General features: G+C 35.3%; 11 protein-coding genes. 5 read left to right on the top strand and 6 right to left on the bottom strand.

Annotated features, from left to right (window positions below; translation table 11 throughout):
• Positions 1-56: 56 nt before the first annotated feature.
• Positions 57-1,439 (top strand): phosphatase PAP2 family protein, encoded by a 1,383-nt coding sequence (locus CEY12_RS17330; protein ID WP_089029916.1) that lies wholly within the window; start codon positions 57-59, stop codon positions 1,437-1,439.
• 38 nt (positions 1,440-1,477) lie between these two features.
• Here the strand turns inward: CEY12_RS17330 and CEY12_RS17325 are convergent, their stop codons facing one another.
• Positions 1,478-3,343 carry a M1 family metallopeptidase gene (locus CEY12_RS17325; protein ID WP_089028874.1) on the bottom strand — a complete coding sequence of 622 codons (1,866 nt, stop codon included), beginning with the start codon at positions 3,341-3,343 and terminating at the stop codon, positions 1,478-1,480.
• Between the two features lie 104 nt (positions 3,344-3,447).
• Positions 3,448-5,820 (bottom strand): outer membrane beta-barrel family protein, encoded by a 2,373-nt coding sequence (locus CEY12_RS17320; protein ID WP_089028873.1) that lies wholly within the window; start codon positions 5,818-5,820, stop codon positions 3,448-3,450.
• 134 nt (positions 5,821-5,954) lie between these two features.
• On the opposite strand from CEY12_RS17320, the gene CEY12_RS17315 reads away from it, so the two are divergent.
• Together CEY12_RS17315 and CEY12_RS17310 are read left to right on the top strand one after the other, a co-directional pair.
• Entirely contained in the window at positions 5,955-7,271 is a 1,317-nt protein-coding gene (locus CEY12_RS17315) for a sensor histidine kinase (protein WP_089028872.1), read from the top strand.
• A complete protein-coding gene (locus CEY12_RS17310; RefSeq protein WP_089028871.1) occupies positions 7,261-7,947 on the top strand; it encodes a response regulator transcription factor in 687 nt (228 codons plus the stop codon). The genes CEY12_RS17315 and CEY12_RS17310 overlap by 11 nt, the downstream gene beginning before the upstream one ends.
• An 8-nt stretch (positions 7,948-7,955) precedes the next feature.
• Here CEY12_RS17310 and CEY12_RS17305 read toward each other — a convergent pair whose 3' ends face one another.
• From CEY12_RS17305 to CEY12_RS17290, 4 genes are all read right to left on the bottom strand, one after another.
• On the bottom strand, positions 7,956-8,783 hold the full coding sequence (locus CEY12_RS17305) for an endonuclease/exonuclease/phosphatase family protein (RefSeq protein WP_089029915.1): 828 nt from the start codon (positions 8,781-8,783) through the stop codon (positions 7,956-7,958).
• 108 nt (positions 8,784-8,891) lie between these two features.
• Positions 8,892-11,090, bottom strand: coding sequence for a M1 family metallopeptidase (locus CEY12_RS17300; protein ID WP_089028870.1), 2,199 nt, complete (start codon positions 11,088-11,090; stop codon positions 8,892-8,894).
• Between the two features lie 81 nt (positions 11,091-11,171).
• Positions 11,172-12,053: an SDR family oxidoreductase gene (locus CEY12_RS17295; protein ID WP_089028869.1), complete on the bottom strand. Its 882-nt coding sequence runs from the start codon at positions 12,051-12,053 to the stop codon at positions 11,172-11,174.
• Positions 12,054-12,297: 244 nt separating this feature from the next.
• Complete coding sequence (locus CEY12_RS17290) at positions 12,298-12,708, bottom strand: DUF1573 domain-containing protein (protein WP_089028868.1); 411 nt, start codon at positions 12,706-12,708, stop codon at positions 12,298-12,300.
• 170 nt (positions 12,709-12,878) lie between these two features.
• Between CEY12_RS17290 and CEY12_RS17285 the strand changes: the two genes are divergently transcribed.
• Entirely contained in the window at positions 12,879-14,132 is a 1,254-nt protein-coding gene (locus CEY12_RS17285) for a sensor histidine kinase (RefSeq protein ID WP_089028867.1), read from the top strand.
• Between the two features lie 14 nt (positions 14,133-14,146).
• Positions 14,147-14,830 (top strand): response regulator transcription factor, encoded by a 684-nt coding sequence (locus CEY12_RS17280; protein ID WP_089028866.1) that lies wholly within the window; start codon positions 14,147-14,149, stop codon positions 14,828-14,830.
• Positions 14,831-14,848: the final 18 nt, after the last annotated feature.

The following is a 14,848-nucleotide window of genomic DNA, read 5'->3' as shown; positions in this document are numbered from 1 at the left end:
GATTTTTTTTATATTTTTGGCGAAGTTTTAAATTAAACTTCACAAAAAAACACGGAATGATAAATAAAATTGCACTAGCATCTTGCATGTTGCTAACATTATATTTATGTAAAGCACAAGACACCATTCAACCTGAAAATAACTTTCAGAATACCCTTTTAGAAACAGCTCCTCTTCCTAAAAAAGAACCTCTCTTTAAAAAAGAATGGATGAAAAAATCGATTGCTCCTGCTTTATTATTTGCTGCATCAGCTGCCACATGGGGTGAACGAAAAAATATCCGTGAAATCAGAAATCGCTATATCCCCGAATTTAAGGCCAGTTTTGATGATTATCTTCAGTACGCTCCTGCAGCTACGGTATATGGTTTAAAATTAGCCGGAGTTAAGGGTCGGAATAATATGGGAAGAGCGACTTTATCTTATGCCACGAGTTTAGCCATTATGGCAATCATTGTAAACTCAGTAAAATACACCTCAAAGGTTGAACGTCCGGACGCTTCTGCAAAAAACTCTTTTCCATCAGGACATGCAGCAATGGCTTTTACCAATGCTAGTTTTTTACATAAAGAATATGGTCTTGTAAACCCCGCATACAGTATTGGAGGTTATGGAGCAGCAACTCTTACAGGACTTGGCCGGAATCTAAACAACAGACATTGGATGCCTGACATCCTCGCGGGTGCAGGGGTAGGGATTATCTCAACAGAATTGGGATATTTTTTTATTGATAAAATTTATAAAAACAAAGGGGATAATTTAAGCCTGCTTTCACGAATAGAAAGCAATGGCAATCCTTCTTTTCTTTCTATAAAACTGGGATCGTCCCTGGCTACCACCAACTTTTTGAAAGAATCTGAACTTGACGATAGAAAGCAAGTTGGTTTCGAAGCGGGACTTGAAGGTGCTTACTTCTTTTCAAAAAAATGGGGAATCGGAGGAGACCTGAGTTTTAGCAGCTTCCCGATAAAACCCCAAAGATTAACATTAGACGACGAAGAACACTATGAAAACTTTGATATCACAACCCAGTCTTTAGGATTTTTAAATTTTGGGATTGGCCCCTATTTTTCTCATGAGTTTTCTGAAAACTGGGAAGTTACACTAAAGGCAACCGCAGGGTATTCAACCCCGGCAAGCGGAAAAATATTTGTGAAAAGCGAACATATTGACACACCGGATAATCAACTTGAACTAGCGAGCTATAAACCCTCGAATGCCTTTAGATTCAATTTGGGAAGTGCACTTACTTATAAATTCAATCCTGAATTGGGAATTACCGCTTATGCGGAATATAATCAGATAAAATCGACCATACATTATCACTTCAGTGATATTGTCACGAATGATGATGAAATGAATGAAGTTTTTAACACTTCCTTTTCCAAAGAAAAAATCAGGTATATAACAATAGGCTTAAGGCTCACCGCCTACTTCTAGTCAATAAAAAAGCCTTCAAAGTTCTGAAGGCTTTTTTGTTATAAATTTTTTGAATTATTTTCCGGAGTATAATCCATAAAAAGACCTCCGTCCAGTTTTACCGATTTCACCTTTTTCTTTATTGGAACTGTAAGTGTAGTTTGTTTCTGATTTTTCTCCCATAGAGAAGGTGTAAAATGAAGGTTCTCCATTCCACCGTCATCATAAGTGATTATTGCATCAAAAGGGATTGCAAATCCTCCAACATTATCAACATTTACAGTAAGCAGATCATTTTCCTGAACCGCTTTTGTAACCTTTAGGTCTATGTAATTATTGGTATAAAACCAGTTATTCCAGAACCAATTAAGATCTTTTCCCGAACCAGTATTCATTGAATTAAAATAATCCCATGGAACAGGATGTTTTCCATTCCAGTTGTTCATATAATGATGTAATGCTTTTTTAAATAAATCGTCCCCCAAATAGTCTTTTAAAGCTAAATAAGATAATGATGCCTTAACATATGAATTGTTTCCATATCCTGCACCACTTACCTGTGTGCTCATGCTTATGATAGGCTGATCCTGTTCTGCTGAAGGATCGTTGATCCATTTTTTAACTCGGAAATTCTGATAAAATTCTTTTGCTTTGGCTTCACCATTTTCGTCAATCCCAATGAGATATTCCAATGTCGTTGCCCAGCCTTCATCCATAAAAGCATATCGGGTTTCATTAATCCCCATATAAAAAGGGAAATAGGTATGTGCGATTTCATGATCTGCTGTCAATCTCGCATCCTGAAAATCATCAGGGATACTTGTATCATTGATCATCATTGGATATTCCATATCAGCATATCCCTGAACAGCAGTCATTACAGGATATGGATATTCTACCCCCGGCCAGTTTTTAGAATACCAGTCTAAATTATAACGCATCCAATCTACATAATGTTCAAAATCTTTAGCACCATCCTTATAGGCTGCCTGTACACTCGCTCTTTTTGTTTTAAGCTGAACACTTGCTCCATCCCAGACATAATGATTACTAAGAGCGAAACAAAAATCAGTGATATTACCTGCTTTAAATTTCCAGGTATTCCATTTATTCTGTTTAGTGACTTTTCCTGATTTCATGTCATCAAGAGTTGCAATATGAATCAGCTGATCACTTTTTAAAGAAGACTTATATCTTTTTAGATAATTAGGCTGCAAAACTGCTTCAGGATTTAGAAAATCCCCGGTTGCCCAAACTACATAATTTTTAGGAGCAGTGATGGCAAAATTATAATCATTAAAATCATTATAAAACTCCTGTCTGTCCGAATGTGGCAGCATATCCCACCCATTATAATCATCATATACAGAGATTCTTGGGAATGAATAAGCAACATAGAATGTTTCAGGATCTATCTGTCCTTCTCTTCCACTCTGTACAGATAAGGGGTATTCCCATTCTATTTTAATTTCAGACTTTGATTTGGACTTTAAAGCAGTTTGTAATTTAACGCTCTCTACCGTTCCCCAATCATCACTGTTTATATTATACTTTTGCCCGTTCACGACAAAAGATTTGATATGTAAACCTGATGATAAGAAATCTTTTGAGACAAAACCAGATCTTGGAGCCTGTGGTTTATGAAGATTATTGACGAATCTTATGGCTAATGAATGTAAATCATTTGGACTATTATTCGTGTAAGAAATTGTTTCTTTTCCAGAAACAATTTTTGTCCCTGCATCTACTTTTACCTCAACATTATATACTCCTTTGTTCTGCCAGTAATTTTTTCCCGGAGCTCCGGAAATATCACGCGTCCCATTCTCATATGCTTTTTTTATATTTCTCGGCATGTATAGTTCTTGTCCTGAAAAATAGTGCATTGAAGCCACCATTAACCATCCAAAAAGCAGTCTCTTCATATTTAATTTTTAAAAATAAGTCTCAAAATTAGAGAAAATGTAACAGAGAACTGCAATTAATCATGAAGTACAACCTTATTTTAGTAAAATTTAACGTATGTTTTTTACATCCGCCCCTGCTCATCTGTCTTTTTGATCGTTTTTGCATTTTTTACGGACTGATTTCCAAAATTATATTTTAAAGAAATTGAAAAGCTTCGCGTATCACGATAATCCTTATAGTAATTATCCTGATTCGCATATCTGGTACTGATTTTCTCTCCGGAAGTTCTGAAAATATCATTAAATAAAAGACTTGCCTCCAGTTTTTTGTTGAAAAACTTTTTGTTCATCACCAAATAACTAACCGAAGAACTTGAAATTCTAAAAGTCCCTTGTATAGAAGGAGAATTATATCGGTGTCCCACTTCTATTTTCCATTCACTCGCCTTATCCAAAGTAAAACTTGTTGAAACATCAGAAACCCAATTCCAGACTTTATTTTTATACAAATTATGATCAACTCCGATGAAATAATTCTCATTATGTTCTACATTTTCGGATAAACTTAAGCTCCACCATGGCTTTAGCTGAAAGCTTTTATAGAAGCTCAATCCATACGCCTGAGCTTTTTCAATATTGGTATAATGATAAATTAAGTTGTTGTTACCTGGATCCTGATAGGAGATCTCCATAGATGGATCAATTTCTTTTCTGTAATACAGCTCGAGATTCCATTCCTTCCACGTGTAATTAAAATTAAGATTATGAATGATAGTCGCCTTTAATTTAGGATCTCCCTGAAAATATGAAAACAAATTATAATAGGATTTTGCGGGGTTCAGCCAGGAATAAGAGGGCCTGGATATTCTTTTCCCATATGAGAGACCAAACTGATGATTGCTTTCTGTCGTGTACTGCGCATAAAGGGTTGGAAACAACTTCCAGTAATTGTTTTTGTTCACTTCATAAGGTTCAGAGACTATTCCTTCTAAATCAGTCTTTTCTGCCCGTAGCCCCGCCTTGAAGTTCCATTTACCTGGATTATAAGCCAGTGAAGAATAGAGAGCAAAGTTATGCTCTTTATAATTGAAAATATTACTTTTATCTGCCCTGTACTGCAATTGGCCGTTTTCATTATCAGAAAAATCAAGCTGACTATCCGTTTTTACAAAACTATATTTTGCACCAGATTCGATCTCCCAGTGATCGGCTTTCCATTGATAATCTGCCTGCGTAGAATATAATTGTACATTACTTTTATTTTCTGTGATAAAATTATTCTCGTGTGGAGCCTGGTTCACAAAGTCAAGATAAGTAAGAACATCCTGAAACTTTCTGGCATTATTTCCTGCAAAATAATTCGTCCATGTCAATTGACTTTTTTTGTTCAATTTTCGATCCATCTGGAAACTTAATGCATTATTGATCCCTCTTGAATAATGATCATTTATTGTTCTGTAATTGGATTCCACAACATCCTGACTATTATATATTAAAGTCGGCACATCGTAGGTTCCAAAAGATTTCGGACTGAAATATCCTGAATAATTAAGGCTGACGTTCGTCAAGCTATCAATTTCATATTCCAGATTAAAATTTAAAGTATTTTGGCTTTTATTTTTATCTTTCCTATTCATGGTACTTATCCATCGTTTTTGGTCTTCAATATAATTTACATAATCTACACCTTCCCGATAATAAGTTCCGGTCCCAAAGTAATAGCTTCCCATAAGGGATAGCTTATTTTTTTTGTAATATTGGGAAATCCCGGCCACTCCTTTTGCATATTCTGTCTGTATGTATTTAGAAGAAGCAACACCGCGATACCCTTCTATTTTATTTTTTTTCATCACAATATTCAAAACAGCACTTCCTGAGGCTTCATATTTTGCCGGTGGATTCGTGATGACCTCAACGGATTTCACCTCATCTCCCTGTGTATTTTCAAGTAAATTCTTCAACTCATCTCCTGTCAGCATTACTTTTTTATCATTAATGGTAACTAAAATCGCCTGACTTCCTTTTATTCCCAGAACATCATTAGTTGCTGTAACACCTGGTGTTTTTTTTAGGATCTCCCACGCATTCAGAGATGCAATATTGCTATTTTCCACATTAAACTCTAAGCGGTCTATTTTTCTTTTAACCAAAGGCTTTTGTTTCGTCATTACCACTTCCTGAATATCCTGAACATCTTTTTTCAGGATAATAGTTAAAACCCCATTTTGATTTCCCAGATCGAGATTCTTTTCAAACGATGCATATTCAAGATCTTTAATAACCAGCTTTACTGAATTTTCAGATACTCCTTCTATCGTAAAACCACCCGCTTCATTGGTCGTTAAAGTTTTTAGCAATTCATTTTTAGTATTTAAAACAGCAACAGATACCAACGGTAGTTTTTCACCCTGGCTATTTTGAACGGTCCCTTCTATTTTTTGTTTCTGAGAAAACAAAAGAACAGGCAGACATAAGAAAAGTAGAAACTTATACATGATTTTTTTAATTTTAGGTGAAGAAAAATCTCCTGGTACAAAAGTGTATATTATCAGGGATAATTTCGGTTAATAGAAGGTTAATGATGAGTTAATGCCCATTGGGAGAAAGGGAAAGTTTTATATTTGTTCTGATGATTTCTAAAAGTAAAAATCTTATTAGCCTTTTTACGACTGTATTCTTACTTCTATTAGGAATTCAGGGGTATTTTATGTATAAAACATATCAGGTAACCAAGAGAGATGTTTACAAAAATGTGTATAACAAATTAACGATATATACAGATGATCTGGAAGACAACAGCGGGCTCAGAAAGGTATCAGATGATTCGCTGCAGCACACGTTTATTTTGTATCATCAAAAAAAGATCAGCAAAAAGGTATTTTTAAATCTCTTTGAAGAAGCCAGAAAAAGAACAAAAAAGCAATTCAGTCTTTACGTAGACAAACAATTTGAAAAAGAGGGATACAAAGTCGCTGTAAAAATTGAATATCTATCCATTGTTTTTCTTCCTACCAATACCAACCTTATTGATAAACCTATTACCCTTTTTGAAACGGATAATAAACTTATAAAAGCTGGTATTTCAAAAACAGGAAGGTGGCAAACTTCCTCTACATCAAGATCGGACAGTAATCAAAACTATGACCGAAAGAATGTATTTGTAACCAGCAGCGAAACAGGTTTTGAGATCCTGAATATTAAAAGCATTATCTTCAGAGAAATGACCTTACTGATCTTATGCTGTGTTGCCCTTTTATCAAGTGTTTTATTATTATATTTATTCACTTTCAACAATCTGATAAGGCAACAGAAGCAGGTTGAAGTCTTACATACTGTAGTAGATAATATTTCACATGAATTTAAAACCCCAATTGCTACCTTAAAAATAGCATCAAAGGCTTTAAAAAAGAATTTAGACCCGGAAACCCTCCCCCTTATAGACAGACAGATTATGCGGCTTGAAAATCTGATGTCACAGCTCCATAGTGATGAAGGGGAAGGAGATAGTACCATAAAACCTGAAGACTGGGACTTTTTCATTCAGGATCTGGTATTCACCTATCCAGACATACAGTTTATTTTAAAAAATGAAGCCACGCAGGAATTGTCTTTTAAGAAAAGCATGATGGAAACGATCATCAAAAACCTTTGCGAAAACTCTGTAAAGTATGGAGCATCTTCCATCCAGGTCAGTATTTCCCATCTGTCACAGCATTTGGAAATAAAAGTATCCGATGATGGACAAGGAATGGAAAAAAAGGAATTAAAAAATATTTTTGAAAAATTCTACAGGATACAATCAAACAATATCCACAATACAAAAGGGTTAGGCTTAGGCTTGTATTTTATTCAAAAAATTATTGAAAAATATAATGGAAAGATAGAAGTAATGAGCCAGCTAAAAGAAGGAACAACTTTTAAAATACGGATGCCTTATGAAAACTAAAATCCTTTTAGCAGAAGATGATCCAGACTTTGGAATGATCCTTAAACAATATCTGGAACTGGATGAGTTTGAGGTAACCTGGTTTCAAAATCCTGAAGAAGTATTGCCTTTATTAAATTCTGATTTCTCCTTTCATATTGGCATTCTTGATATTATGATGCCAAATATCGACGGCTTTTCTTTAGCCAAAATAATTCTAAAAGAAAAACCAGAATTTCCCTTGCTCTTTCTTACTGCCAAAAATCAGAAAATAGATCGGTTAACCGGTTTAAAAATGGGCGCTGATGATTATATCGCCAAACCCTGTGATCCTGAAGAACTGATTCTTAGAATCAGGAATATCTTAAAAAGAAGCACCCCTCCGGCTATAGAAACACAGCTCAAAATAGGTGATTATTTTCTAGATTCAGAAAAGCTTTTACTATCACATCCCAAAGGAAATGTGCGCCTCACTATTCGCGAAAAGGATCTTTTACTTTACCTCCTTAAACATAATCATCAAACCATAAAGCGGGATGATATTCTTAATAATTTATGGGAGGCTAATGATTATTTTACAGGAAGAAGTCTTGATGTATTTATCAGCAGACTCCGAAAATATTTCAGTGATGACCCTCAAATAAAAATCCAATCCCTTAGAGGCATTGGATTCGAAATTGATTTTCCAAAAAAGTAATATGGTTCTTATAGAGACAGATCTACCATAACCGGAAAATGGTCTGAGGGATATAGCAGATTATTTCGTCTGTCGTTGATATGTCTATGAGACTTCACCTTCATTCCCTTTACAAAAATATAGTCGATTCTGTCTTTTGGAATTTCATTGACGTTAAATGCAGTGAAAGTACCTACAGGACCGTAATGCTTTGTTTCAGAATGATAAAAACTATCTTTTAAATCCTGAGAAATAATCTTAATCGGCTCACTTGTATCTGTTAAATTAAAATCTCCACTTAAAGTCATTGGTAGATTTTTAGGATTCAGTTCTTTTATTTTTTTTAGAATTAATTCTGCAGATTTTGTTCTTGCAACATTTCCTACATGATCAAAATGAAGATTCATTGCCAGAAATTCTTTTTTAGATCTTTTATCCTTAAAGATGGCATAGGTACATACTCTGTTACAGGCCGCATCCCATCCTCTTGAAACTTTTTCAGGTGTCTCCGAAAGCCAGAAAGTTCCGGATTTCACCACTTGTAATCTTTCCTTATCATAAAAAATAGCTGAAAATTCACCCTCTTCTTTCCCATCGTCTCTTCCTACTCCTATGTAGTCATAATTTTTCAGTCCATTTTTAAGATCTCTCATTTGTTCCGGAAGCGCTTCCTGGACTCCAAAATAATCCGGGTGATAGTACGTTAATAAATCCTCTACATCCTGTTTCCTTTCCGTCCAAGCATTTTCCTTATCAGATTCCACCTGAAGCCTGATATTAAAACTCATCACTTTAAGATCCTGCGAAAAACCAATGGTAAAAAACATCACCAGTAAAATTGAAAGCCTAAAATTCATAATCATCTATTTTAAATAATAATTCAACAAAAATAAAGCTTCTCCACAAGAGAGAAGCTTTAAAATGATGACTATATTGTTAAATATTCAGCAGTTCACGAAAAGAAATTATTCCCTGTTGAATTTAAATTCCTTTGAGCCCTGTGAAAAAGTGATTACTTTTTTGTCTTTACTAAAGGTAACCGTCAAGTCGGCTTCATCAAAAGTAAATTTATTATCCCCAGCGTAGCTTAAAGGAAATTCTGGCTGTCCTGTTCCCTGTCCAAAAAGCTGTCCATTCTTCTCAGTAAAGGTTATTTTAATGGGAACTTCTTTACTACCATATGTCCCGTTAAATCCTTTCAGGTCAATCTTTTCGGCAGGTTTTGCGCTGGCAGAGGTCCAGGTGTTATTTTTAGGATTTATATCTGGGATTTGTGAAGTTGGATCCAGTTTTACTTCGTCAATTTCTTTCGCAGAATCTATTTTAAAAGTCCATTCATTATTACGTTTCCAAAGCTCAATAGGAAGTTTTATAGTTTGTGTCGTTCCATCTTTAAACTTCACCTGAACAGTGGTCGGCATAGGAAGCTGTCCAATATTCTCAATACTGATCAGAGCTCCTTTTTTATAATCACCATCCTCGTATTTAACTCCTTTAACAGCTTGGTCGATTTTCCATTTATTGAAGAACCAACCTCTCCAGAACCAATTCAGCTCCTCTCCTGAAACATTCTCCATGGTATGGAAAAAATCCCAGGGCGTAGGATGTTTAAAGGCCCAACGGGCAATATATGTTCTCAGAGCTTTATCAAATTTTTCTGGTCCCAGAATAGATTCTCTCAGAACTCCCATTCCTAAACCTGGTTTAAAATAAGCAAGCACACCAATATTTCTTTCTTTCATATTGTCTGCACCTACCATCATTGTTTCAAAATTATCACTCATCAGATAGCTTCCTGTCTGGGCAATATTTCTTTTTTTATAATATTCACCTTTATTGAAGGCTTCTGTTGATAGCTCATTGATGAACGTATTAAAGCCTTCATCCATCCAGGCAAATAATCTTTCGTTAGACCCTACGATCATTGGAAACCAATTGTGTCCAAATTCATGATCCGTAACTCCCCAAAGGTCATCTCCTTTAGAGTCCATATGGCAGAATACAATACCCGGGTATTCCATTCCGCCTTCATTACCCGCAACGTTAGTTGCCGCTGGATAAGTATATTCATACCACTTTTGAGAGTAATGTTCTATAGCTGCTTTGGTATACTCTGTAGATCTTCCCCATGCTTTATCCCCTCCACTTTCCGCAGGATAAGCTGAAATGGCTAAAGATTTCTTTCCACTTGGCAAATTAATCCTTGCAGCATCGAGAACAAATGCTGAAGATGATGCCCAGGCAAAATCTCTTGCCTGATCAATCTTAAACCTCCATGTTTTAGTTCCTGAGGACGGATTTTTAGTAATTTCAGATTCCGGGCGGATCATGACTGTTTTATCACTATTCCTAGCCTGGTTCCATCTTTCAGTTTCAGTTTTGCTGTACACCTCTTTTTCGTTAAGAAGTTCTCCTGAGGCCACGACGTACTGATTATTAGGAACTGTAATATTGGCCGTGAGATTCCCATATTCTAAATAGAATTCCGAAGCGCCGAGATATGGCATCGTATTCCAGCCTAAAACATCATCATACACACACATCCTCGGATACCATTGTGCCATGGTGAAAACTTTACCATTTTTAGTTTCCTGAACCCCCATTCTGTCAGAGCCATATTCCGGAGATACAAAAGAATAATCAATTGTAATTTTCGCAACACCTCCCTTAGCCTTGAGTTCCTTTGGTAAATCAATCTGCATTCTCGTATCGGTAACCATGTATTTCACATCTTTACCATCGAGTTTTACAGATTTAATTTTATATCCGCCCTCTAGCTTTTCGCCATGAGCTCCATTTCGGCTTCCCGACATCGGGACTAAAGCATTACCACGAGAATCTTTCTGGAATAAATTCTGATCAAGCTGTAACCATAAAAAGCTCAGCTGATCAGGGCTGTTATTCGTATATTTAATTTCAGCAGTCCCTGTAATTTCATTTTTAGCATCATTCAGGCTGACATTCAGATTGTAGTCTGCCGAGTTCTGCCAGTAAGCATGGCCTGGCTGTCCGCTTGCAGAACGGGTCTCCGTACCTGTCTGAGGATAGAAAAAAGGTTTAAATGCTTCTACATAATCATATTTTGGAGTCTCCTGAGCGTATGCAGAACCTGAAAACAGGAATACTGCAATAGCCGAAACAAGGGTTGGGATTTTACAATTCATTAGAATAAATTTATAGTCTTCCTAGATAGGTAAAAAAAATCCCGAGATTGTTACAATTTCGGGATTTTTTAACTTATAGAATTAATTCGATTTTTTTGATTTGATCATAGCTTCTAAAGCATCCCACATCTCCTGTGGAATATCTTCCAGCATGTTAAATTCTCCAGCTCCCTGAAGCCACTCTCCACCATCTATGGTTACGACTTCTCCATTCATATAAGCCGAATAATCAGAAACCAGATAAGCGGCAAGATTAGCCAACTCCTGGTGTTCTCCTACTCTTCTTAACGGAACTTTCTTTCTCATATCAAACTTTTCCTGCAGATCGCCAGGAAGCAATCTGTCCCACGCCCCTTTTGTCGGGAATGGTCCGGGAGCAATTGCATTAAAGCGGATTCCATATTTTGCCCATTCCACAGCTAAAGACCTTGTCATTGCCAAAACCCCGGCTTTTGCACAAGCGGAAGGCACCACGTAAGCAGAACCAGTCCATGCATAGGTCGTTACGATATTTAAAACCGTTCCCGGTACTTTAGAATCTATCCAGTATTTTCCTATTGAAAGTGTACAGTTTTTTGTTCCCTTTAAAACAATATCTAAAATAGAATCAAAAGCGGAGTGCGTTAACCGCTCTGTTGGAGAAATAAAATTACCTGCTGCATTGTTCAGTAAAATATCAATTCTCCCAAACTCTTTTAAAGCAGCCTCTTTCATTGCTTCTACTTCCTCCCAGTTTCTGACGTCACAAGCTACACAAAGAACCTTACCTCCTGTTTCCTCTTCCAGCTCTTTAGCGGTTCCTTGCAGTTTCTCCAGATTCCTTGAAGTAATAACCACTTTAGCACGAAGCTGTAAAAAATATTTGGTCATTGCTTTTCCTAAACCACTTCCTCCTCCTGTGACAATAGCTACTTTATCTTTTAGTGCGTCCTCACGCAACATGGGTTGTGTATATAAATTCATATAATTTTATTTTTTCCTAAAAATACTAAATATTGGATTGATGCCATTTAAAATAATGGGATAAATAATAATGTTATAAATAGTTATTCTCTGGGTTATCTTAAAAAGGTCAAACAAAAAAAAGAACAATAGCTCCATACAATAAGGAGAGTAGATCAATCATGATCAGTAAAGGTTATAAAAAAACAACCCTGTAAAGAATGACAAGGTTGCTTTGTTTTTTATGTGTTTGGGCAGTAAAATATTACGCTACAACCACCCCTTTAAATGAAAGTGTTTTAGGAGTTTTACTTTCGCTCGTTGTAACATTAACAGTTTTCATAAACGGACCTGCGGCAGCTGCATTAAAGCTTGCTTCTACAAATCCTTTTTTTCCTGGCATTATAGGAGTCTTCGTATAATCCGCTGTAGTACACCCACATGATGGTGCTACATTCTCAATAACAACAGGTTTCGAAGAGGTATTCGTAAATTCGAATCTGATCAGCTTTGGTTTCCCTTGAGGAATATTTCCTACATCTATAGATTCAGATTTCCACTTAATTGCATCTGCAATGATTCTTACCAATGAAGGATTTTCAACAGCAAAAGTGTTTGCATAAAATGGCGCGAATGCCAAAACAGCCAAAAGCGCAGTGATTTTTAATTTTTTCATGAGTATAAATTTTAATAGTTATAAATAGGAAAAGAGTCGGTTATTATCTTTTATAATAGTAAATGTAAAGTGGATTACCTATACAACTTGTTAACCGCTGTCAAACATTTGTTAACAAGTTGTTAATGATAAAAGATTAATAGATATTTTTGGATAATATTGTTTCAGAAATGAAAATCAAAAAACTCAATATCATTATAACACTGGGATTCATTGCTATTATAGGAATTTTAATAGCTCAGCTTCTATGGACCCGGCAGGCATACAATCTTGAAGATAAAAAATTTAATCAAAAAGTAAATATCGCATTATTAGAAGTAGCAGAAAAATTGTCCGGAGGAAAAGCTTCTTTTACAGAAAATCCTGTACAGAATATTGCCAATGACTATTATGTGGTTAATACCAACAATGAGTTTCACCCTGTAGTGCTGGAACATTACCTCAGGACAGAATTTACCCGTTTCCAAATAAATACAGATTACGTATACGCCTTATACAACTGCCATAGTGATAAAATGATTTATGGAAAATTTATGTCTAAAAATCAAGAGCCTCCCAGTGATAAGGTCATTAATTTTCCCAAGCACAAAAATCTCATTTATTATTTTTCAATACGGTTTCCTAATAAAGCAACTTATCTGACAAGCTCATTAAGGTTTTGGTATGTACTTACCTTTGCGCTTATTATCATTCTGCTGGTTTATGTGTATTCTATCTATACTATTATTCAACAAAAAAAGTTTTCTGAATTACAGCGTGACTTCATCAATAATATGACTCACGAATTTAAAACTCCTTTATCTTCGATACTTTTAGCTTCGGAATCTCTCAGCAAGCAGAATATTGTACAGGAAAACCCTAAACTGCAAACTTATACCTCCATCATTATTAATCAAAGTTATAAGCTGAATCATCATATTGAAAAAATACTTAATATCGCTAAAAATGACTCTTCCGGGCTATTATTAAAACCCCTGAAAATCATATTACTTCCATTTATTCAGGAAATTGCGAATACCCTACAGCAAAAGAATGAAAATATCACCATTCATGTGGATATTGAAAACAGCTTCTTCATCATGGCAGATGAATTTCATTTCACAAATATCATCTATAACATTTTAGATAATTCTATAAAATATTGTGAAACAAAACCTGAGATTATAATTTCAGCCTATAAAGATTCAAAAGGTTTATATTTAAAGTTTAAAGACAATGGAATGGGAATCCCTGCTAAAAATATTCCAGATATTTTCGAGAAGTTTTACAGGGTAAATACAAAAAGATCAGAGGAAATCAATGGCTTTGGATTAGGGTTATTCTATGTGAAAAAAGTTGTCAAACAGCATAACTGGAAAATTTCCGTTGAGAACAATGCAGATAAGGGAATTACTATAACACTCTTTTTCCCTTATTTAATTTAATAATAATGTGTAGTATGCAGAAATCTAAAATTTTATATGCAGAAGATGATCAAACGATATCTTTTCTCATAGAGGACAGCCTGGAAAGCTATTATGATATCAGCTGTTACTCGGATGGAAAATCTGCACTTGATGCATTCAATAGTCAGAGCTTTGACATTTGTCTCTTAGATATTATGATGCCGGAACTGAATGGCTTTGAAGTAGCCCAGGAAATCCGCAGTAAAAACTCTGAAATACCCATCATTTTCATTTCTGCAAAAGCTTTAAAAGAAGATAGGATCAAAGGACTGAAAATAGGAGCTGATGACTATCTGGTAAAGCCATTCAGCATAGAAGAATTGATCCTGAAAATTGAAGTTTTCCTGAAACGGACAAGGAAAACAGATATTCCCCAGTTAAAATACAAGGTCGGAAAATATGATTTTGATCCCAGGAACTACACCCTCCAGGATATAGAAAACAGAATATCTCTTACACAAAGAGAATCTGAACTGCTTTTATATTTTATTCAACACAAAAATATTGTTGTAAAAAGGCAGGATATCCTGAAAGCAATATGGGGAGATGATGACTATTTTATGGGTCGAAGCCTTGATGTATTTATTTCCAGATTACGAAAAGTACTTATTGATGAACAGAATATTTTGATTGAAAACCTGCACGGAATAGGTTTCCGTTTTTCTGAAAAAAAATAAATACCGAACGAATTCCAT

Source organism: Chryseobacterium sp. T16E-39 (genome assembly GCF_002216065.1).
Taxonomy (GTDB): domain Bacteria; phylum Bacteroidota; class Bacteroidia; order Flavobacteriales; family Weeksellaceae; genus Chryseobacterium.
Note: the sequence above shows the minus strand (reverse complement) of the source record. Positions and strands in the feature narration are given on the sequence as shown.